Source organism: Actinokineospora sp. NBRC 105648 (assembly GCF_030269645.1).
GTDB lineage: Bacteria > Actinomycetota > Actinomycetes > Mycobacteriales > Pseudonocardiaceae > Actinokineospora.
In genome coordinates, this window is sequence record NZ_BSTR01000044.1 from 8,545 (window position 1) to 31,926 (window position 23,382).

Sequence of the window (23,382 nt, forward strand, 5' to 3'; positions counted from 1 at the left end):
CTGGTTACTGCTGGTCGGTGAGGGCGGCGGCGGCGATCGGACCGACGTCGCGCAGTGCCGCCGCGCCCATCAGGTCCTCGTGCGGCCAGTCGACCTCGCGCACGGACACGCGGCCCGCGACGTGGGGAGCCCAGTCTGGCGGTTGGCCATCGGAGGCGCGGACGAGCGTGAGGTCGCCCCGGTAGCGGTCGAGCGGGCCATCTCGGTCCACAGTGGACACTGTGCGCAGGCTCGTGACCAGGTCGCGGGCCCGCGCTTCGGGGAGTCCGGCGAGCACCGCGTCCGGGACGGTGTCCTCACCGGGTTCCTGGTCGGTGGTGGGGTGGCTGTCGAGCAGGACGAGCGCGCGGACCTCGCGGCCCGCCCGCTCGAGCAGGCAGGCGATCGCGTGGGCGATCACTCCGCCCAGCGACCACCCGAGCAGACACACCGGGCCTGCCGGAGCGGTCTCGGCGATGGCCGCGGCGTAGCGCTCGGCGACCTCGCGCAGCGTGGGCTCGCCGGTGAACTCCGTGGCCTGCAGGGCGAACACCGGCCGGTCCGGCAGGTGGGGCAGCAGGCCCGCGTAGGCCCAGCCGAGCCCGAGCGCCGGGTGCACGCAGAACAACGGTGGCGCGCTCCCGTTGGCGCGCAGGGGCATGACCGTGTCCAGCGCCCGGTCACTTTGCTGAGTGCCCAATCGCGCCGCGATGCCCGCCGGGGTCTGGCCGTCGAGGATCAGCCGGACACCGACCGCCGTCCCCAGTTCGGCACGAGCCCGGGAAGCGAGCCGGGCAGCGAGCAATGAATGCCCGCCCAGGGCGAGGAAGGAGTCGTCGGGGCCGACCTCCGGCAGGTCGAGCACCTCGGCGAAGAGGGCGCACAGCGCCTTCTCCGCCGGGGTGGCCGGTTGCCGGGTGGACGTGGTGGCGAAATCGGGAGCGGGCAGGGCGCGCCGGTCGAGCTTTCCGTTGGGCAGGGTCGGGAACTCCGCCAGCACCACCACCGCGGAAGGTACGAGGTACTCGGGCAGCAGCGCCGCGAGCCCGGCCCGGATGTCGGTGTCAGCGGCACCCGACGACCGGACCACGTAGGCCACGAGCCTGCCGGACCGCACGACCACCGCCGCCCGGCCGATCCCCGGAAGTCCACTCAAGACAGATTCGACCTCGCCCGGCTCGACCCGGTGGCCGCGGACCTTCACCTGGTCGTCGGCCCGGCCGAGGAAGTCGATGGTGCCGGAGGCGTTGTGCCGCACCAGGTCACCGGTCCGGTAGAGCCTGCCACCGGACCCGAACGGGTCGGCGACGAACCGGGACGCGGTCTCGGTCGGCCGTCCCACGTACCCGCGCGCCACGCCCGCGCCGCCGACGTACAGCTCACCGGGCACGCCCGCGGGCACGGGGTTGAGGGCCGAGTCGAGGACGTAGGCCGTGGTGTTGGCCATCGGGAGGCCGATGTGCGGCGCGGTGCCCGGCAGCACGCGCGTCCATAGCGCGTCGACCGTGGTCTCCGTGGGACCGTAGAAGTTTAGCCCGGTCACCCCGGCCCCCGCGAGGTTGCCCCAGAGCGCCGCCCCGACCGCTTCCGCTCCGGTCGCGACCACGGACGGCCGGTGCTCGCCGGCCAGCAAACCGTCCGCCACCAACAACTCCAGCAACGACGGCGGCACGTCCAAGAAGTCCACCCGGTGCTCCCGCACATAGCCGACGATCTCGACCGAGTCGCCCATCAAATCGTCGGGCAACACGTGCATCTCGTGCCCCGACAACATCCACACCAACGGGTCCACCGACCCGTCGAACGCGAACGACAACGCGTTGAGCACCCGGACCGCCCGTCCCAGCGGCTCCATCACCGCTCGGCGGTGCGCTTGCGCGAGGTTGGCCAAGCCGCCGTGGGTCGCCACGACACCCTTGGGGCGACCGGAGGAGCCCGAGGTGAACACGATGTACGCGGCCGAGTCCGGCCCCAGCGGACCGAGCGGCACGCCCGTGCCGGTCCAGGTCCGCGGGTCTGGCCGAACGCCGTCGAGGTCGTCGCGGGCCGTGATCACGATCGCGGGCGTGGCCTCGGCCAGCACCGCAGAAACCCGGGCAGCCGGGTAGACGGGATCGACCGGGACCACCACTCCCCCGGCCCGCCACACCGCCAACATCGCCACGACAACGTCCACCGACCGCGGCAACACCACCGCGACCCGGGTCTCCCTACCGACACCGAGGGACACCAGGTGTGCGGCCAACCTGTCCGCCAGCGCGCCCAGCTCGCCGAAGGTCAGCGACACGCCCGCACAGACGACAGCCACGGCGGCGGGGTCCTGCGCCGCGATCAAATCGAGGGCGAGAACCTCGGGGAACGCGACCACGTGGTCGTTCCAGCGAACCTGGTCGGCCGGGGACGAGCCACCGACCCGGCCAACCGGGCGCGCGGGATCGGCGGTGATCGCGGTCAGCACGTCGGCCAACCGCGCGGCGATCTCGGCCGCTCGGCGGGGTGCCACGAGGTCGGCGCGGTGCTCCAGCAACAGGCGCTCACCGGGTACGGCGGTCAGCGTCAGCGGGTAGTGGGTCGCGTCCTCGGTGTCCACAGCGGACACTCGCAGGTCGAGCGCGTCGCGCACCCGGTCGATACCGTCGTCGTCGACGGGGTAGGACTCGACGACCACCAGGGTGTCGAACAGCGGCCCAATTCCGGCGAGCGCCTGCACCTCGGCGAGGCCGAGGTGGTGGTGTTCCAGCGTCGCGGCCTGGGTCTGGTGCAGCATGCCTAGTAGCTCTGCCACCGAACGCCCCGGCCGCAGGTCGAGCCGGACGGGGACAGTGTTGATGAACAGTCCGACCATCGCCTCGGCCCCGGGAAGGTCGGCGGGCCTGCCCGAGACGGTGGCGCCGAACACGACGTCGTCGCGCCCGGTGAGTCTGCCCAGCGTGATTCCCCAGGCTGCATGCACGAGCGTGCTGAAGGTGACCCCCAGATCGCGGGCGCGCTCGACTAGGTCGACACCGTCGAAGGGCACCGGGATCCGGACGGTGCGCGCGGACGTGGTCGGCTCGCCCACCGGCGCGAGCAGCGTCGGCTCCGTCAGGCCGTCCAGGACACCACGCCACACATCCAGCGAGGTGGCCCGGTCCCGGCGGTTGAGCCAGGAGAGGAAGTCGCGGAACGGGCGGGGTGCGGGCAGCGGAATGCCCGCGTAGATGGCGAACAGATCGCGCAGCAGCAACGGCGCGGACCAGCCGTCCAGCAGGATGTGGTGGTTCGACAGGACCAGCCGGTGCCTATCCGGACCGGTCCGGATGAGCAGGAACCGGATTAGCGGCGGCTCGTCCATGGTGAACGGGGCCGCTCGGTCCGCGGCGAGCGCGTCGTCGACCGCGGGCCCGGTCAGCTCGACCTCGGTCCACGGCACGGCGACCCGGCGCAGCACGACCTGCACCGCGCCCGCCGGGTCGGCGACGAACGCGGCCCGCAGGTTGGCGTGGCGCGCGATCAACGCCTCCGCCGCCGATCGCAGCCGGGCCGGGTCGAGCGGGCCGGTGAGGTCCACGACCGTCTGGACGGTGTAGACGTCCTCGGTGTCGAGGGTGGCGTGGAACAGCAGGCCCTCTTGCAGCGGCGCGAGCGGCAGTACCTCCTCGATATTCGACCGGCTCACGGCGCGCCCCACTTGGCCTCGAAGGCGTCGAGCCTGCCCTGGTCGATCGACACCAGCGGCATGTCCGACGGGGTGTGCCCGCCGCCCGCGCGGCGGGTGTGGTCCACCAGGGCGCGCAGTGCCCGCGCCCACGCGTCGGCCAGCGCCACCACCTCGTCGTGGGTGAACACACCGTCCGGATAGGACCAAGTCGAGCGCAGCACAGGTCCGGCGGGAATGTCTTCGGTCAGGGCGGTGACTTCCAGGGCGGCCGGTGCGGGGGCGTCCAGGTCGGAGACGCCCGCGAGGTCAGCGAACTCGGCGGACTGCGTCCACGGCCCGGTCTGGCCGTCGGTGCCGTAGCGGCCGAGGTAGTTGAACAGGATCTGCGGCGCCGGGGCGGTCAACTCGGTAGCGGTGTCCAGGTTGAGGTGGCGCAGCAGGCCATAACCGATGCCCCTGTCGGGCAGCGCGCGCAAGGACTCCTTGACAAGCTTCACCGCGTCGCCCGCCTGGACACCGCCTGCGAACGCGTCGACAACGTCGACCGAGGTGAGGTCTAGGCGGACCGGGTACTGCGTGGTGAACCACCCGACCGTGCGGGAAAGCTCGGCACCGGGGACGACGTGCTCTTCCCGTCCGTGGCCCTCCAGGTCCACGGACACGATCGGCCGTGCCCTGCGGGAAGCGACGGCAAGCCCCAGGGCGGTCAACAGGATGTCCTCGACCCCGGCATAGAAGGCCTCCGGCACGGTCGTGAGCAAGGCGTCTGACACTTCGACGGGAACCTGCACACGCACCGACCGCAGCGAACCGATCGTGTCGCGCGTCGGGTCGAGCGGGCGCGAGCCCAGTGGCTCTTCCGGCTCCGAAAGCCATTGCGGCAGTTCGGCTACGCGCTCGGGGCGGCCCGCGGCGGCGACCAGACCGTGCGCCCAGTGTCGGAATGAGGTCGCGGGCGGGTCGAGCCGGAGTGAGCGGTAGGCCTCGACCAGGTCGGGTACCAGGATGCGCCAGGACACGCCGTCCACCACGAGGTGGTGCGCGACGAGCAGCACCGGGCCACGGTCGATCGCGACCACCTGGAGCACGACGCCGCGCTCAGGGGCGAGCCGGTCGGCGGCGGCGTCGAGTTCAGCCCGGACGTCACCCGAGCCGCGACGCACGAGCCCGGCGGTGTCACCGGCGGGCGGGATGGTCATCACCCATTCCCCGTCCACCCGGGCCATCGAGGCTCGGAGCACGTCGTGGGTGCGCACCAAGACGTCCACGGCACGGGCCAGCCGTTCGACATCGAGGTCGTCGGGGGCGGTGAGCACCACGGACTGGGCGTACCGGCGGCGTAGACCGTCGCGGGCGAGGACTGCGCGCATGATCGGCGTCAACGGCACGTCCCCGACTGGTGCGAGCCGTTCGGGTGCGGCGGTCTCGGACCGGGAGTCGGACACCAGTGCGAGCGCGGCCGGGGTCCGGTGGTCGAACACGTCTCGCGGGGAGATCCGCAGACCGGCGGCACGGGCCTTCGACACGAGCTGGATGGAGGCGATGCTGTCGCCGCCGAGCGCGAAGAACGAGTCGTCCGGCGCGACCAGGTCCCGGCCCAGCACCTCGGCGAACACGGCGCAGAGCCGCTCCTCCGCACCGCTCACGGGGGCCCGTACGGGCGCGTCGGACGCGAGTTCGGGTGCGGGGAGAGCCCGGCGGTCGACCTTGCCCGAGGGCATCAGCGGGAACGCGTCGAGGTAGGTGAAAGCCGTGGGCACCATGTGCTCGGGCAGCCGGGTGCCCAGCCACGACTCCAGGCCCCGCGGGTCCTGGCCGGGGTGGGTCACCAGGTAGGCGGCGAGCAGGGTCGCCCCGCCGGGGCCGCGCACCGTGGTGACGACGGCTTGGCGGACCGCGTCGTGCTCGCCCAGGGCGGCCTCGATCTCCTGGAGCTCGACCCGCATGCCGCGGATCTTGACCTGGTGGTCCACCCGGCCCAGGAACTCCAGCGTGCCCCGGGCGGTCCACCGGGCGAGGTCGCCGGTGCGGTAGAGCCGCTGCCCCGGGGTCCAGGGGTCGGCGACGAACCGGGCGGCGGTCTGCGCCGGGTCGCCGACGTAGCCGCGGCCCAGCGGGAGACCGCCGGTGTAGAGCTCGCCCTGCACGCCCACGGGCACCGGGTTGAGCGCGGCGTCGAGGACGTGCGCGCGGGTGTTCGGGTTGGGCCTGCCGATGCTGATGCCGTGCCGCTGCTCACCTTCGCGGTAGAACTCGTGGGTCACGCCGATGGTGGCCTCGGCCGGGCCGTAGCCGTGGTACATGACCGCGTCCAGCCCGGCCCGGAACCGGTCGAACAGCTCCGGGGTCAGCGCCTCGCCCCCGCACCAGACGTGCTTGAGCGAGGCGCGCACGGCGGCGATTTCGGGCAGCTGCAGCAGCATGTCCAGCATCGAGGCGACCAGGTAGGTGAAGCTGACCCGGTGCCGGGTGATCAGGTCGAGCAGGTACTCGACGTCGCGTTCCCCGCCCGGTTCGGCCACCACGACCGCCGCGCCGGTCACCAGCGGCAGGAAGATCTCGTTGATGGAGATGTCGAACCCGAGCGGTGCCTTGAACAGCGCGGCGTCGCCGGGGCCGAACCCGAGCATCTCCCGCTGCCACAGCAGCCGCGCCGCGATCGCCTGGTGGCAGATCATCGCGCCCTTGGGCGTCCCGGTGGAGCCCGAGGTGTAGATAACGTAGGCCAACCCGTCCGGGTGCAACGCCGGGGTGGCGGCCGGGGTGCCGGGGTCGTGCGGCTCGCCGACGAGCACTGGCACGTCCAGCTCGGGCAGGCCCTCGCCGGTCGCGCTGATCACCGCGCGCAGCCGCGCGGTGGCGTGGATGTCGGCGATCCGCCGGGCGGGCCAAGCGGGCTCGAGCGGCACGAACGCCGCGCCGATCCGCTGCACGCCGATGAGCGCGGCGACCAGGTCGGCGGAGCGTTCCAAGTGGACGCCCACCACCTGCTCGGGCGCCACGCCGCGCGCGGTGAGGGCGCGGGCCACGAGGTCGGCCCGCTGGTCGAGCTCGGCGTAGGTCAGGCGGAGGTCGCCGTCCACGACGGCGAGCGCGTCGGGGGTGCGGGCGACCTGCGCGGCGAACAGACCGGGCACGGTGGCGTCCGGGACCGGGGTCGCGGTGTCGTTCCACCCCACGACGAGCCGGTGCCGTTCGGCCGGGGCGAGCACGTCGAGCCGGGACAGCCGGGTGCCCGGCGCGGTGGCCAGCACGCGCATGACCCGGACCAGCCGCTCCGCCATGATGTCCACAGTGGACTTGTCGAACAAGTCGGCGTCGTACTCGACCGACCCGTCGAACGCGCCGTCCGGGCGCGGGGTGAGGTTGACCGCCAGGTCGAACTTCGCGCCGGTCTCCTGTTCCCCGGTCACCGGGGTGGCGGTCACCCCGGGCAGACCGGGGTTGCCCGCGTCGGCCGGGCGGAAGTCGACCATGGTCTGGAACAGCGGGTGCCTGCCCGCGGCGCGCTCGGGGTTGAGCACCTCGACGACCCGGTCGAACGGGGCCTCGGCGTTGGCGTAGGCGTCCAGCGCGGCCCCCCGGACCCGGGTGACCAGCTCGTGCGCGCTCGGGTCGCCGGTCAGGTCGGTGCGCAGGACCACGGTGTTGACGAAGAACCCGACCAGCTCGTGCAGCGCCGCCTCGTCGCGGCCCGCGACCAGCGCGCCCAGCGGGATGTCGGTGCCCGCGCCGAGCTTGTGCAGCAGCGCAGCCACGGCGGCCTGGGCGATCATGAAGTCAGTGGCCCCGGTGGCGTGGCCCAGGGTGCGCAGCCCGGTGACCACGTCGGCAGGGACCGTGAACCGGACGGCGCCGCCACGGGTGCCCGTGGTCGAGGACCGTGGGCGGTCGGTGGGCACGGGCACGGCCTCGGGGAGCCCGGCGAGGGTGTCGCCCCACCAGCGCAGACGGGTGGACAGAAGGCTGTCGTGGTCGTTCGCGGAGCCGAGCAGATCGCGCTGCCAGAGCGTGTAGTCGGTGTACTGCAGGGGAAGCGGCGCCCAGTCCGGCGTTTGGCCACGCAGTCGGGCCGCGTAGGCCGCGGCGAGGTCGCCCAGCAGCGGAGCGGTGGACCACTCGTCGCCGGCGATGTGGTGCACGACCACCGCGAGCACGTGGTCGTCCGGCCCCGAGCGCAGCAACGCGAGACGGATCGGCGGCTGGGTGTCGAGCGCGAACGGCCGCGACACGAATTCGGTCGGGTCCGTACCGTCGATCAGCTCGAACGGCACGGCAGCGCCGGTGAGGATGTGCTGGTACGGCGTTCCCCCCACATCGGGGTAAACCGTGCGCAGGATCTCGTGGCGGTCGACCACGTCGTGCGCGGCGGCACGGAGGGCATCGACGTCGAGCGGCCCTTGCAGGCGCGCGACGTAGGGGACGTTGTAGGTGCCGCTCGGCCCGTCGAGCCGGTGCAGGAACCACAGCCGCAGCTGGGCGGGTGACAGCGGGATCCGCTCCGGGCGGTCCCGGCGGGCGAGGACATTCCGAAGTGGAATGTTGTCGGCCGTGCCGATGCGGGCTGCCAGACCCGCGACGGTGGGGGCGTCGAACACCTGCCGGATCGACACGTCGGCGGCGAGCTCGGCGCGCAGCCGGGAGACCAGTCGCGCGGCGAGCAGCGAGTGCCCACCCAGGGCGAAGAACGAGTCGTCCACCCCGACCCGCTCGACCCCGAGCACCTCGGCGAACAGGGCCGCGACGAGCCGTTCGACCTCGGTGCGCGGTTCGGTCCCCGCACCCGTGAACTCGGGCGCGGGCAGGGCGCGGCGGTCGAGTTTCCCGTTGGGGGTCAACGGGAGCGCGTCGAGCACGACGAGCGCCGCGGGCACCAGGTAGTCGGGCAGGGACTTCGCCAGCTCGTCGCGGAGGTGCCCGGTGTCGATGGCCGAACCGGTCAGGTAGCCGACGAGGCGGGTGGTCCCGTTGTCGGCGCGCGCGACGACCGCGGCCTGGGCGATCTCGGGGAACGCCGTGAGCGCGGCCTCGACCTCACCCGGTTCGACCCGGTAGCCGCGGATCTTGACCTGGTCGTCGACCCGGCCGAGGAACTCGACGGTCCCGGCGGCCGTCCAGCGCACCAGGTCGCCGGTGCGGTAGATGCGGCCACCGGAGCCGAACGGGTCGGCGACGAAGCGGGCCGCACTCTCACCGGGGCGGTCGGCGTAGCCCCGGGCCAGACCGGCGCCCGCGACGTAGAGTTCCCCCGGCACGCCGACCGGGACCGGCGCGAGCGTGGTGTCCAGCACGTGGATCCTGGTGTTGGCCAGTGGACGGCCGATGTGCGGCGCGACGTCCGGGGTGATCCGGGTCCACAGCGCGTCGACCGTGCACTCGGTCGGACCGTAGAAGTTGACCGCGGTCACCCCTTCCGCTGCGGCGAGCCGGGACCACAGCGCGGGGCCGACGGCCTCGGCGCCGGTACCGACCACGGCGGGCGCGAGGTCGAGCAAACCCTCGGCGACCATCAGCTCCAGCAGCGACGGCGGCGCGTCCACGTAGTCGATCCGGTGGTCGCGGACGTAGCCCACGATCGCGGCCGGATCACCCATCGACCCCTCGGGCAGCACGTGCATCGTGTGCCCGGCGAGCATCCACACCAGCGGGTCCACCGACCCGTCGAAGGCGAAGGACATCAGGTTGAGCACCCGCACCGGGCGGCCCAGCGGCTCCACGAGCGCGCGGCGGTGCGCCACCGCCAGGTTGACCACGCCCTGGTGGGTGGCGACGACGCCCTTGGGGCGCCCAGTCGAGCCGGAGGTGAACACGATGTAGGCGGCGGACCCGGGTCGGGGGCGCACCGGAGTGGCGGTTCCCGACCACGGTTCGTCCAGGACGAGAACGGGTCCGGCGACGTCGGTCGACCGGGTGGCCAGCACGACCGCGGGCGCGGCCTCGGCCAGTACGGTCGCGATCCGCTCGGCCGGGTGGCGGGGGTCGACCGGAACGGCCACGCCGCCCGCCTTCCACACCGCGAGCAGGGCAACGACGACCTCGACGGACCGGGGCAGGACGATCCCGACCCGGGTCTCCAACCCGACCCCCGACGCGGCCAGCCGCGCCGCGAGGACGTCCGAACGCGCGTCCAACTCGGCGAAGGTCAACGACTCCGTGCCGCAGACGACGGCCGCGGTGTGCGGGACCAAGACGACCCGTTCGGCGAAGAGGTCGACCAGCGTCGCGTCGGGCACGTCAGTCACCGGCTGGTTCCACTGCCGCAAAAGCAGATCCCGTTCACCGGCGACCATGACGTCCACAGTGGACAACGGCTGGTCCGGCGCGGCGGCCAGTGCGGCGAAGACCCGGCCGAGCCGGTCGAGCAGGCCCTCGGCGGTGGCGCGGTCGAACAGGTCGGCGTCGTACTCGAGCGAGCCGAGCAGGCCGCCGTCGGTGTCGGCGGTGAAGGTGAAGCCGAGGTCGAACTTGGCCGGGGTGCCGGATCCCGGCTCGATCACCGTGGTCGCGAGGCCGTCGAGACCGGTGGTGCCGGAGCTGGGGATCCAGTGGTCGACCAGCGTCTGGAACAGCGGGTGGCCCGCCGACCGGTCGGGGTTGACCGCCTCGACGACGCTGTCGAACGGCACGTCGGCGTGGGCGTAGGCCGACAGCGCCGTGTCCCGGACCCGGCGCAGCAGTTCGCGCGGGGTCGGGTCGCCCGCCAGGTCGACGCGCAGCACGACGGTGTTGACGAAGAACCCGACGAGCCGGTCCAGCGCCGGGTCCGACCGACCGGACACCAGCGCGCCCAACGGGATGTCGGTGCCCGCGCCGAGGCGGTGCAGCAGGGTGGCGACGGCGGAGTGGGCCAGCATCAGCTCGCTCGCGCCGGTGTCGGCGAGCAGGGCGCGCACCGCGGCCATCGTCTCGGCCGGGACCTTCGCGCGCACCCGGCCGCTGCTCGCGGCGGGACCTGCCGGACGCGGTCGGTCAGTCGGCAGGGTGATGGCCGCCGGGACGCCCGCGAGTGTCTCGACCCAGTGCGCCAACCCACGGGACACCACGCTGCCCGGGTCGGCGGGGTCACCTAGGACTTCGTGCTGCCAGAGGGTGTGGTCGGCGTACTGCACGGGAAGCGGCGCCCAGTCCGGGGCGTGCCCGCGCCGCTGTGCGGCGTAGGCGGTGGCCAAGTCGTCCAGCAGCGGGCCGGTGGACCACTCGTCGCCCGCGATGTGGTGCAGCACCAGGGAAAGCACGTGGTCCTGGTCGTCGAGGCGCAGCAGCGCGACCCGGATCGGGACCTCCGACTCCAGGGCGATGGGGTGTCCGGCCGCGACGGCCAGGTCGTGGGCCAGGCTCTTCTCGCTGGAGGCCACCACGGTGAAGGGGACAGTGAAAGGGGCAGTGGCGTTGAAAGGGGCGGTGCCGAGCACGCGTTGTACCGGGGTCCCGTCGACCTCCGGGAACGTCGTGCGCAGCACCTCGTGCCTGGCCGCCACGTCGTCGAACGCCGCGCGCAACGCCGGGACGTCCAGGGAACCGGTCAGCCGCGCGGCGAAGGGCAGGTTGTACGCGGCGGACGGGCCGTCGAGCCGGTGCAGGAACCACAGCCGCCGCTGGGCCGGGGACAGCGGCACGTGCGCCGGTCGCGGCCTCGGGGTCAACGCAGGCGCGGCGACGGCCGCACGGCTGTCGAGGTGCGCGGCGAGCCCGGCCACGTCGGGGTGGTCGAACACCACGCGGATCGACAGGCCGCCGCCGAACTCCGCGCGGATGCGGGAGATCAGCCGGGTCGCCAGCAGCGAGTGGCCGCCCAGGGCGAAGAACGAGTCTTCAGCCCCGACCTCGGACAGGTCGAGTACCTCGGCGAACAGCGCGCACAGCCGGTGCTCGGTGGGCGTCGCGGGGCGGCGGGACGCCGTGGCCCGGTAGTCCGGCTCGGGCAACGCCCGGCGGTCGAGCTTGCCGTTGGGCAGGGTCGGGAACTCCGCCAGCACCACCACGGCGGCGGGCACGAGGTAGTCCGGTAGCCGCCGCGCCAACTCGGCGCGCACGACCTCCGGGGAGGTCTGACCGGTCAGGTAGGCGACCAACCGGGTGCCGTTGTCCTTCCTGGCCACGACGACCGCCTGGTTGACACCGTGAAGTCCACTGAGGACGGACTCGACCTCGCCCGGCTCCACACGGTGGCCGCGGACCTTGACCTGGTCGTCGGCACGGCCCAGGAACTCCACGGTCCCGGCCGCGGTCCGGCGCACCAGGTCGCCGGTGCGGTAGAGCCGACCGCCCGAGCCGAACGGATCGGCCACGAACCTGGACGCGGTATCGGCGGGGCGGTGGACGTAGCCCCGGGCGACGCCCGCGCCACCGACGTACAACTCCCCCGGCACGCCCGTCGGCACCGGGTTGAGACCTGAGTCGAGGACGTAGGCGGTGGTGCCCGCCACCGGTCGGCCGATGTGCGGTTCCGCGTCGGCGGTGATGATGGTCCACAGCGCGTCGACCGTGGCCTCGGTGGGACCGTAGAAGTTCAGCCCGGTTACGTCCGCCTCGGCCAGTGCCGTCCACAGCGCGAGTCCCACGGCCTCGGCACCGGTGGCCACGATCGACGGCCGGTGCTCACCGGCCAGCAAACCGTCCGCCACCAACAACTCCAGCAACGACGGCGGCACGTCCAAGAAGTCCACCCGGTGCTCCCGCACGTAGCCGACGATCCCGACGGAGTCGCCCATCAGGTCATCGGGCAACACGTGCATCTCGTGCCCGGACAACATCCACACCAACGGGTCCACCGACCCGTCGAACGCGAACGACAGCGAGTTGAGCACCCGGACCGCCCGACCCACTGGGTCCATCACGGCCCGGCGGTGCGCCGACGCCAGGTTCACGACCCCGCCATGGGTCGCCACGACACCCTTGGGGCACCCCGACGAGCCTGAGGTGAACACGATGTACGCGGCCGAGTCCGGCCCCACCGGGCCGAGCGGCACACCGGTGCCAGTCCACGATTCCTGATCAGGGTGAACGACCGGGATCCCGAGGTCGGTCCGCGTGGTGACGGCCACCGCGGGCGCGGCCTCAGCCAGGACGGTCGCGATCCGCTCCGCCGGGTAGGCCGGGTCCACCGGGACGACGACACCGCCCGCCTTCCACACCGCCAACATCGCCACCACGACGTGGACCGAGCGCGGCAGCACCACGGCGACCGGCACCTCGGGCCCAACGCCGACGGCCACCAGGTGCGCGGCCAGCTGGTCTGAGGAAGCGCCCAGCTCACCGAAGGTCAACGACACCCCGCCGCACACCACGGCCAGCGCGGCGGCGTCGTGCCCGGCCAAGAGGTCCGGGATGACCCTGCCATCGCTGACAACTGAGGTCTGCCGGGTGACGAGCGCGCGTTCCGCGGACCCGAGCAGATCGATGCGCGTGACAGCGGTGTCGGGTCGCTCGGCCAATGCGGTGAGCGCGGTGAACACCTTGTCCAGCACTGTCCGCACGGTGTCGGCGTCGAACAGGTCGGTGCGGTACTCCAGCTTGATCCGCAGCACGTCGCCGTCGGGCATCAGCATGAGCGTCAGCGGGTAGTGCGTGTAGCCGCGCGACCAGCCCACCTCGGCGGTGAGACCGCCGCTGAGGTCCGGGTCGAGCAGGCCCGCGTGGTCGAGCGGGAAGGTCTCGAAGACCATCAGCGTGTCGAAGAGCCGACCCGCGTCCACCTCGGTGACCCGCTGGATCTCGGTCAGCCCGAGGTGCTGGTGGTCGAGAACCGCGGTCTGCGCGTCCTGGAGCCGGGTCGCGACAGCGCGACCGGACTCGGCGGGCGACCAGCGGACCCGGACCGGCACGGTGTTGATGAACAGGCCGACCATCCGCTCCACGCCGGTCAGCTCCGGCGGGCGCCCCGACACGGTGACACCGAAGACCACGTCGTCGCGCCCGGTGAGGTGCCCGAGCACCAGACCCCACGCGGTGCTCAGCAGCGTGTTGAGCGTGACGCCGCAGCCGCGGGCCGCAGCGGTGAGCCGGGCGGTGAGGTCGGCCGGGACGACGTCCACGACCTCGGCGGGCAGCACGGCGCCGTCCGGGCGACCGGGTCCGGCGAGCAACGTGGCCTCGTCCACCCCGTCGAGCACCCCGGCCCACGCCGCCAGCGACTCCTGGTGGTCGCGGCGCGCCAACCAGGCGAGGAAGTCGCGGTAGGGGCGCGGCCGCTCCCCCGCCGCGGACTCGTAGAGGGCGAACAGGTCCCGCACGACCAGCGGCGTCGACCAACCGTCGAGCACGAGGTGGTGGTTGGTCACCACGAGCCGGTGGTCGTGTTCGCCCAACCGCACCAGGGTCACGCGCAGCAGCGGTGGCGCGGTCAGGTCGAAGCCCGCCTCGCGGTCCGCGACGAGGAAGTCCGCCAACGCCTCGGTGTCCCGCAGGTCCAGGGACGTGATCGTCGGTGCGGCCGACGCCAGCACGATCTGCACGGGATCGCCCGCGTCGTCGGCGAAGGCGGTGCGCAGCACGGGGTGCCGGTCCACCAGGTCGGCGGCGGCGGTGCGGAGCCGGTCGACGTTCAGGGGGCCACGCAGATCGACCACGAGCTGCACGGAGTAGAAGTCCACAGCGTCGGCGTCGAAACGCGCGTGGAACAGCAGCCCCTCTTGCAGCGGCGAGAGCGGCAACACGTCGCGCAGCGCGGGGTAGCGGCGTTCCCACCGCTCGATGTCTGTCTGAGTCGCCTGGACCAGCGGCAGGTCAGTCGGGGTCCGACCACCGCCGCCGCGCCGCACGTGCTCGGCGATGGCGGCCAGCGCGTCGGCCCACAGACCGGCAAGTTCGGCCACGTCCTCAGCGGTGAACACCCCGGGTGCGTAGCGCAGGGCCATGGACAACTGTTGCCCCGGCATGATCGCGAGGTTGGCCACCAGCGCCGCTCCCGCGGGCAAGTCCGGGTCGGCGGCCGGGGCGACGCCACCGAAGGAGATGTCGCCGAAGCCGAGCGGGTCGGCGGCGGGCGGCTCGGCGTGGCCGACGAAGTTGACCAAGATCTGCGGCTCGGGGGTCACCGGGAGCGCGTTGTCGCGGAACCGGAGCAGCCCGTAGCCGATGCCGCTGTCGGGGATGGCGCGCAGGTGGTGCTTGACCCGCTTGACCATTGTGGACACCGGCCCGCCGCCCGCGAACGCCTCGGCGAGATCGATGCCCGTGGCGTCGAGCCGGACCGGGTACTGGGTGTTGAACCACCCGACGGTGCGCGACAGGTCGGCGCCGGGGACGAGGTGCTGCTCTCGGCCGTGCGCCTCGATCGCCACCACTGTCGAAGTGGTCGAGCGCCACCGCGCGACGGCGAGGCCGAGCGCGGCGAGCAGGACCTCGTCCACTCGGGCGTGAAAAGCAGCGGTCACCTCGTCGAGCAGCGGCACGGGCGCGGTCAACGCGGTTTCGCGGACCGTGGCGCGGGTGTCGCGGGCCGGGTCGAGCCTGCGGGCACCCAGGACTGGGTCGTCGCCGACGAGGATGTCCTGCCACAGCGGCATTTCGGCGGTGCGATCGACGTCGGCAAGGTCCTGTGCCCAGCCGCGGAACGAGGTGCGCACGGGCGGCAGCGGATCGCCCGTGAGGGCGGTGGCGAAGTCTTCGGCCAGCACCCGGCAGGAGTAGCCGTCGGTGGCGATGTGGTGGAAGGTCAGGAGCACGCCTTGGCCGTCGAACCAGGTCGCGCGCAGCAGGATCCCGGCGGCCCGGTCTAGCAGCGCCACGGCGGCGGCGTGCTCCTCGGGCAATGACGCGGTGGCACGGGTCAGGACATCGTCAGCCTGAACCGTCCCAATGGGACGGATGTCCAGTTCGGCCACGGGGTCCGGCACGCGGGCGCGCAGCACGTCGTGGTGGTCGAGCAAGGTCTGCACCGCACGCACCACATCGGTCCGCCCGGCGTCCGTCGACACGAAGACAGCCTGCGAGAACCGCTCGAAGGGCCCGCCCCGTTCGAGGAACGCACGCATGATCGGGGTCAGCGCCACCGCGCCGACCGCGTCGGACTCGTCGGGGGTCTCCGGCTCGACCGAGCGACGCGCGAGGGCCGCGAGTTCGGACACGGTGCGCAGTTCGAAAACCTGCCGCGGTGAGAGCACCAGCCCCGCCGCGCGGGCGCGCCCGACGAGTTGGATCGCCACGATGCTGTCGCCGCCCAGCTCGAAGAACGAGTCGTCCACGCCGACGCTGTCCCGGTGCAGCACCTGGGCGAACAGATCGGCCAGCAGCCGCTCGGTGTCGTCCTGCGGCGCGCGGCTCGCGGTGCGGGCGAGGACCGGCGCGGGCAGTGCGCGCCGATCGAGCTTTCCGTTGGCGGTCAACGGAAGCACGTCCAAGACTGTGATCACCGCAGGCACCATGTGCGCGGGGAGAAGAGCGGCGGTGTGAGCGCGGGCGGCCTCAGCCGAGGCACCCACGACGTAACCCGCCAGGTACGCGCCTGCCGGCCCGTCGGTGCGCACGACGACGGCCGCGCCGGTCACGCCGGGGGCGCTCGCCAGCACCGACTCGACCTCGCCGGGTTCGATCCGGAACCCGCGGATCTTCACCTGGTCGTCGGCCCGGCCGAGGAACTCCAGCTCGCCGGTCGGGGTACGGCGCGCGAGGTCGCCGGAGCGGTAGAGGCGCTGCCCTGGCGTGCCGAAGGGGTCGGCGACGAACCGGGTCGCGGTCAACCCAGGGCGACCGAGGTAGCCGTGCGCGAGCTGCGGACCACCCAAGTACAGCTCGCCGGGCACGCCGTCGGGCACCGGCCGCAGCCCGCCGTCGAGCAGGTGGACGGCGAACCCCGGCAGGCCGTGGCCGATGACGCTGGCCGACGCGGCCAGCGCTTCGTCGTCGAGCAGGCGGTGCGTGACGTGCACAGTGGTCTCGGTGATCCCGTACATGTTCACCAGCGCGGGCCCGTCGGGGCGTCGCGCGCGCCAGTCGGCGAGCCGACCCGGGTCGAGCGCCTCGCCGCCGAAGACGACCACGCGCAGCGCGAGCGTGCGCCCGGTGTCGGCGGCGGCCAGCTGGTAGAACGCCGACGGTGTCTGGTTGAGCACGGTGACGCGGTGCCGGTCGAGCAGGTCGAGGAAGTCCTCCGGCGAGCGGGACACCTCGTGCGGGACCACCACGAGCGTGCCGCCGTGCAGCAGCGGCCCCCACAGCTCCCACACCGAGAAGTCGAACGCGAAGGAGTGGAACAGCGTCCACACGTCGTCGGGGCCGAAGTCGAAGCGCGCGCGGGCGGCGGCGAACAGGGCGACCACGGCCCGATGCGGCACGACCGCGCCCTTGGGGGTGCCGGTCGAGCCGGAGGTGTAGATGACGTAGGCGGTGTCGTCCGCACTGATCACCCCGCGAGGGCTAGAACCGTTGTGGCCCTGGGGATCGAGCCGCGGAATGCCGAGATCGACGAGGTCGGCGTTCGCCACGATGGCGACAGGTTTGGCGTCTTCGAGCACGAATCGCACCCGGTCGGCCGGGTAGTCGGGGTCGATCGGCAGGTAGCCCGCACCGGTCTTGAGCACCGCAAGTGCGGCGACGGCGAGGTCGGCCGAGCGGGGCAGAGCGATCGCGACCAGGTTCCCAGGCCCCGCACCGCGGGCGGCGAGGGCACCGGCCAGCGCCTCGGCGCGGGTGTCGAGATCGGCGTAGGTGAGGGAATCCGCGCCGGAGACGACCGCGACCGCGTGCGGCGTCCGGCCAACCTGCGCCTCGACCAAGTCGACCAGGGTCGTGTCCGGGACATCGAGCGGAACCGGGGCGCCGTGCGCCAGCAGTCGGGCCGACTCATCGGCGGAGAGCACCTCGATCGAGGACACCCGGACATCCGGGTCGGCGGCAACGGCGGTCAGCACTCGGCGCAGCTGGTCGAGCAGCCGGGTGGCCGCATCAGCGTCGATGACGTCCGGGCGGTGCTTGAGGGTCAGCTCGAGCCCGGTGGCGGAGGGCATCACCATGAGGGTCAGCGGGTAGTGGGTGGAGATCGGGCGGTCGGGGCGACGGGCGCGCAGGCCGCAGGCGGCGAGCGCGCTGTCGATGGCGCCGGTGTCGAACGGGAACGACTCGAACACGACCAGGCTGTCGAACAGCTCGCCGGTGCCCGACCAGGACGTCGCCGCCCGCTGGGTGTCGGTGAGCCCGACGTGCTGGTGGTCGAGCAGGTCCGCCTGCTCGACCTGGAGGCGGGCCGCGAGCGCGGCGACCGTCTCGTCCCGGCGCAGCCGCACCCGGACGGGGATGGTGTTGATGAACAGGCCCACCATGTTCTCCACGCCCGGCAGGTCCGCGGGCCTGCCGGACACGGTCGCGCCGAATACCACGTCGTCCCGACCGGTCAGGCGGCTGGTGAGCAGCGCCCAGGCCACCTGCACGAGCGTGTTGACCGTGACGCCGAGCGAACGCGCCCGGCTGGTCAGCTCCTCGGCGGGGACGTGCGCCACGACCTCGTCTGGCAGGGTGGCGGGACGGCCCACGGCGTCGGGGACGAGCAGGGTGGCGTCGGTAACGCTGTCGAGCGACCGCTCCCAGGCGGTCCGCGCCGCCGCCTGGTCACGCCCGGCGAGCCACCCGAGGTGGTCGCGGAACGGCCGGGCGGTCGGCAATCCGGGGTCGGCGCCGTCGGCGGCGTAGAGGGCGAACAGGTCGCGCATGAGCAGCGGGGTGGACCAGCCGTCCATCACGATGTGGTGGTTGGTCAGCACCAGCCGGTGGTGCTCGACGCCGAGCCGCAACACCATGGCGCGCAACAGGGGCGGCGTACCCAGGTCGAACCGGGTGCGGCGGTCGGCATCGATGATCTCGTCCGCGCGGGTCGGGTCACCGGTGAGGTCGTGCTCCACCCACGGCACGTCGACCTCGCGCAGCACCACCTGCACCGGGTCACCCACGTCGCGGACGAACGCGCTGCGCAGCGCGGTGTGCCTGCGCACCAGGGCGCCCACCGCCCGGCGCATCCTGGCGGCGTCGAACGGGCCGTCGAGGTCGATCACGAGCTGTGCCAGGTAGACGTCGGTCCCGTCCTCGTCCAGCGTCGAGTGGAACAGCAGGCCCTGCTGCAACGGGGACAGCGGGAGGATGTCCTCGATCGCCGAGGGGCTCATGCGCGCTTCCATTTCGCTTCGAGGGCGTCGAGTTGGCTCTGGTCCAGGGAGATCAGCGACATGTCCGAGGGCGTGCGGCCACCGGCCCCACCGCCCGCGGCGTGCCGGGCCAGCCCGCGCAGCGCCGTGCGCCAGTGCTCGGCGAGGGACTCGACCTCCGCCTGGTCGAACGCACCTTCGGCGTACATCCAGTGCGCGACAAGGCAAGGACCGTCGGCGGTGTCCTCGGTGACGGCGTTGACCACGAGGCCGGTGAACGGTGGCATCGCCGGGTCGTACGCGGCCGAGAGCCCGCCCGCCGGGACGGTCCACCCGGCCTCGCCCGCGGCGTCGAACCTGCCTAGGTAGTTGAAGCCGATCCGGGGCGCGGGCAGTACGGCGAGGTTGGTGTCACCGCGCAGGTGGCGCAGCACTCCGTAGCCGATGCCGTGGTCGGGCAGCGAACGCAGGTGTTCCTTGATCCGCTTGACCAGGGTGCCCGCGGCGGGACCGCCGTCGAGCGCGGCGGCGAGGTCGACGCCGGTGGTGTCCAGCCGCACGGGGTGCTGGCTGGTGAACCAGCCGATGGTGCGGGACAGATCGGTGCCCGGAACAGCGGCTTCCTGCCTGCCGTGCCCTTCCAGCAGCACGCTGAACGAGCGCGCGGAGCTGTCCCACGACCCGACGGCGACGCCGAGGGCGGTCAAGAGGACGTCGTCGACACCGGCGAAGAACAGGGCGGGAACGGAAGTCAGCACGGCGTCGGTGGTCTCGGCGTCCAACCGAACCGTGACCGTGCGGACATCCGACCAAGTGTGGTCCGAGCGCAACGCCCTACCCGACAATGGGTCTGGCCCGTCGAGGACGGACCGCCACACCGCCGACTCCGACGCCCGATCGGCCGCCCGGTCAGCGAGCCCCTTGGCCCACGCGCGGAACGAGGTCGGCACAGCGGCGAGCGCTTGGTCTCGGTACGCGGCGGCGAGGTCCTCCACGAACACCCGCCAGGACACCCCGTCCACGACGAGGTGGTGGGCGACGACGAGCAGCCGGGCCGTACCCGGGAACCACACGGCCTGCACGACCACGCCGGCCGTCAGCGCCAACCTGGCCGCCGCGGCGCTCAACTCAGTGTCCACATCAGACTGACCGGCGCGCAGCACCGACTCGGCCCGGACAGTGCCGACCGGCTGGAACTCCAGTGTGGGCAGGCCGTCGCCCCGGGTCAGCCGCGCGCGCAAGGCGTCGTGCCGGTCCAGCACGGCCTGCAGCGCACGGACCAGTCGGGGTTCCTCGATCGGGGCCGGGGCGTCGAGCAGCAGCGACATCCGGTGTCCGTCGCCGAGGGGTCCGCGCTCGGCGAACGAACGCATGATCGGCGTCAGCTCGACCGGGCCGACCCCGTCGTCCGCGGCGCGGGTGGTCGAGGCGGCGGCGATGGGCTTGGTGACGGCAGCGAGCTTGGCCGGGGTTCGGTGGGCGAACACGTCGCGCGGAGTGATCTTCAGGCCGGCCTTGCGGGCCCGGCTCACCAAGCGGATCGCGACGATGCTGTCGCCGCCGAGCTCGAAGAACGAGTCATCGACCCCGATCGACTCCTGGTTCAGCACCCCCGCGAACAGCTCCGCGATCACCGCCGCCAGCCCGCTCGCCGGGGCGGTGGCAGCCGGTGCAGCGGCAGCCGGGGCCGCGGCGAAGTCCGGCGCGGGCAGCGCGCGCCGGTCGAGCTTCCCGGACGGGGACAGCGGGATCTCCGGCAGCGGGATGACCACGGCGGGCACCATGTGCTCGGGCAGGACCGAGGCGACGTGGGCGCGCACCGCGCCGAGGTCGAGGTCTCGGGAGCCGACGACGTAGGCGGCCAGATAGGTCCCGCCGGGGCCATCGGTCCGGGCGATCACCGCGGCGCGGTCGACGTCGGGGTGCGTGGTGAGCACGGCGCTGACCTCGCCCGGTTCGACGCGGTAGCCGCGGATCTTGACCTGCTCGTCCACCCGCCCGCGGAACTCCAGCGTGCCGGTGGGCAGCAGGCGGACCCGGTCCCCCGTGCGGTAGAGCCGCCCATCACCGAAGGGGTTGGCGACGAACCGCGCCGCCGTCAACTCCGGTCGATTCAGGTAGCCGCGTGCGGCCTGCGCACCGCCGACGTACAGCTCGCCGTCGACGCCGACCGGGACCTGTCGCAGCCGGTTGTCCAATACGTGGCAGGTGACGTTGTCCACCGGCGATCCCACCGGCACCGGGCCAGGCGCGACGACACCGTCGACGGCCTCCACGGTGTGCAGCAGGCAGCCGACGGTGGTCTCGGTCGGGCCGTACTCGTTGATCACCTCCAGCCCCGGGGGCACGCGCCACCCGTCGAGCGCCTCGCCGCGCAGCGCCTCGCCCGCGATCACCAGCGTGCGCGGCCCGGAGTCTGCGAAGCGGACCGACGGCAGCAGTGGCAGGTGGCTCGGGGTGATCTTGAGGAACGTCGCGGCGCCGACCGCGTCGGCGATCGCGTCCGGCGAGTCCCCGCACAGCTCCAGGCAGCCGCCGGTGACCAACGGGCCGAACAGGGGCGTGACGGTGAAGTCGAACGAGATCGACGAGTGCGCGAGGGTGTGCCCGGACAGCCCGGCGAACCGGCGCACCGCCCACGCGAGGTGGTTGCGCAGAGCACCGTGCGAGACCACGACCCCCTTGGGCACGCCGGTGGAACCTGAGGTGTAGATGACGTACGCGGGGTGCTCGGGCCGAAGGGCGGTCTCCGGGTCGCCCGGCGGGAAACCGGCGAGCCGGTCGGCGGTGTCGGGGGCGTCGAGCAGGACAGTCGACAAGCCGGGGGTGGCGGGCAGCCGGGCGTCCTGGGTGGTGAGCAACAGCTCGGGCCGGGCGTCGGTCAGCATGAACCGGACTCGGTCGGCCGGGTACTCCGGGTCGACGGGCACGTACGCCGCGCCCGCCTTCGCCACGGCCAGCACGGCGACGACCATGTCCACCGACCGCGGCACGGCCAGCGCCACCACGGACTCGGGGCCGACGCCCTCCCCCACCAGCAGCCTGGCGAGCGCGGCGGCGCGCCGGTCGAGCTCGGCGTAGGTGACCCCGCGGCCCGCGGCCAGTACGGCCCGAGCGTCCGGTGTGGACACAACCTGTCGAGCGAACAGCGCGGGCAGCAGGGGTTCCGCGACCTCGGCGACCGTGTCGTTCCACGCGCGTAGCCGGGCGCGTTCGTCGTCGGTGAGGACGGGCAGGTCGGTGACGAGGGTCCCTGGTGCGGCCAGGACGGTGTCGAGGAGCAGGTCCAGGTGGCCGAGGAGCTGCGCGACCAGGGCCGTGCCGTGCGGGGTGGCCGGGTGGTTGGCCTCGACGGCGAGGTCGTCGCCGTCGGTCTCGACAGCCAGCGTCAGGGCGAACCGGGCGTCGGGGCCCGGCACGTGCCTGCGTACGGCGGCGAAACCGGCCTGGCGGAACGGCTCCAGCACCGGGGCGCGCAGGGACAGGACGACGTCGAACAGCCCGGCGTCACCACGCCCCCGGCCGGGGTCGACCGCGCGCGCCACGTCGTCGAGGTCGACGTCCTGGTGGGCGTAGGCGGCCAGACAGGTGCGCTTCGCGCGGGCGAGCAGGTCGGCGAAGGTGTCGCCGTCCTCGACCCGGGTGCGCAACGGGATGGTGTTGCCCAGGTAGCCGACCACCTCGGCGCCGCCCGCGAAGTCGCGGTTGACCACGGGAGCGCCGATCACCAGGTCGCGGGCACCGGTGTAGCGGTACAGCAGGGCGGTGACGGCGGCCAGCAGCACCATGAACGTGGACGCGCCGTCGGCCTTGGCGAGTGCGCGGACGCGGGCGGCGGTGCCCGGGCGCAGCGGGCGCTGCTGGTCCACACCGGACTCCGCTTGCCCCAGCAGCGGCAACTCCAGCGGCTCGGGCGGGTCGGCAAGAGCGTCCCGCCAGAACGTGAGTCCTTCGGCGGTGCCGGGACTGTCGCCCGCGAGATCGGTGAACTGGCGGGCCGGGGGCAACACGGCGTCCGGACGCGCGTACAGCTCCAGCAGCTCGCCGAAGAAGACCGCGGTGGTCGCGTCGTCCCAGGCGATGTGGTGGGCGACCACGACGACCGTCGTGGAGTTCGGCCCGGTGGTCAGCACACCGACGCGTAGCGGGGAGTCCACCGCGAGGTCGAACGGCGCGCCGCCCAGCTCCCGGCACACTCTGTCCACTTCAGACTCCCGCGCGCCTTCGGGCAGCCCGGTGAGGTCGCGCAGGTCGAGCACGGGGGCCAAGTCCGCGTGCGCGACCTGAACCACGTCGCCGTCGTCGACCATCTGATAGGTGGTGCGCAAGATGTCGTGCCGCGCGACAACCGCCCGCACAGCCCCGGCGAGGGCATCGACGTCGAGCGGGCCGACCAAGTCGGCCGCGATCCGGACGTTGTAGCCGACCGAGAGCGGGTCCAACTGCTGCAGCGACCACATCCGCCGCTGCCCCGCCGTCAGCCCGCGCTCCCGCCGAGCCGCCGCCGGGGGTCGCGCCGCGGCGGGTGTCTCGGCCAGCTGGCGCTCGGCCAGCCTGCGCCGCAGCAGCTCGCGGCGCAGGGTGTCGATGTCGGCTTGCCCGTCCTGGGTCGCCACGCTCGTGCCTCTTCCTCGTCGGACCCGGTCGCGCGCGGCGCGGACCCCGGCCCTGTGGTCGTGTGGGTGTGGG

The 23,382-nt window shown here is 73.0% G+C and carries 3 protein-coding genes; all 3 read right to left on the bottom strand.

The genetic code is table 11. The annotated features are described in order from the left end of the window. Positions 1-4 precede the first annotated feature (4 nt). The 3 genes from QSK30_RS28620 to QSK30_RS28630 are packed head-to-tail and all read right to left on the bottom strand — an operon-like array spanning position 5 to position 23,309. Positions 5-3,637 carry a non-ribosomal peptide synthetase gene (locus tag QSK30_RS28620; RefSeq protein WP_285507499.1) on the bottom strand — a complete coding sequence of 1,211 codons (3,633 nt, stop codon included), beginning with the start codon at positions 3,635-3,637 and terminating at the stop codon, positions 5-7. Beyond that, positions 3,634-18,714 carry a non-ribosomal peptide synthetase gene (locus QSK30_RS28625; RefSeq protein ID WP_285507501.1) on the bottom strand — a complete coding sequence of 5,027 codons (15,081 nt, stop codon included), beginning with the start codon at positions 18,712-18,714 and terminating at the stop codon, positions 3,634-3,636. Before QSK30_RS28625 ends, QSK30_RS28620 begins: the two co-directional genes overlap by 4 nt. After that, the gene (locus tag QSK30_RS28630; RefSeq protein WP_285507504.1) at positions 18,711-23,309 is read right to left on the bottom strand and encodes a non-ribosomal peptide synthetase; all 4,599 of its coding nucleotides are present in this window, start codon (positions 23,307-23,309) and stop codon (positions 18,711-18,713) included. Before QSK30_RS28630 ends, QSK30_RS28625 begins: the two co-directional genes overlap by 4 nt. Positions 23,310-23,382: the final 73 nt, after the last annotated feature.

Bases quoted from the DNA above. Each gene is read 5' to 3' on its own strand.
- QSK30_RS28625 (WP_285507501.1), bottom strand. From the start codon at position 18,714: ATGAGCCCCTCGGCGATCGAGGACATCCTCCCGCTGTCCCCGTTGCAG.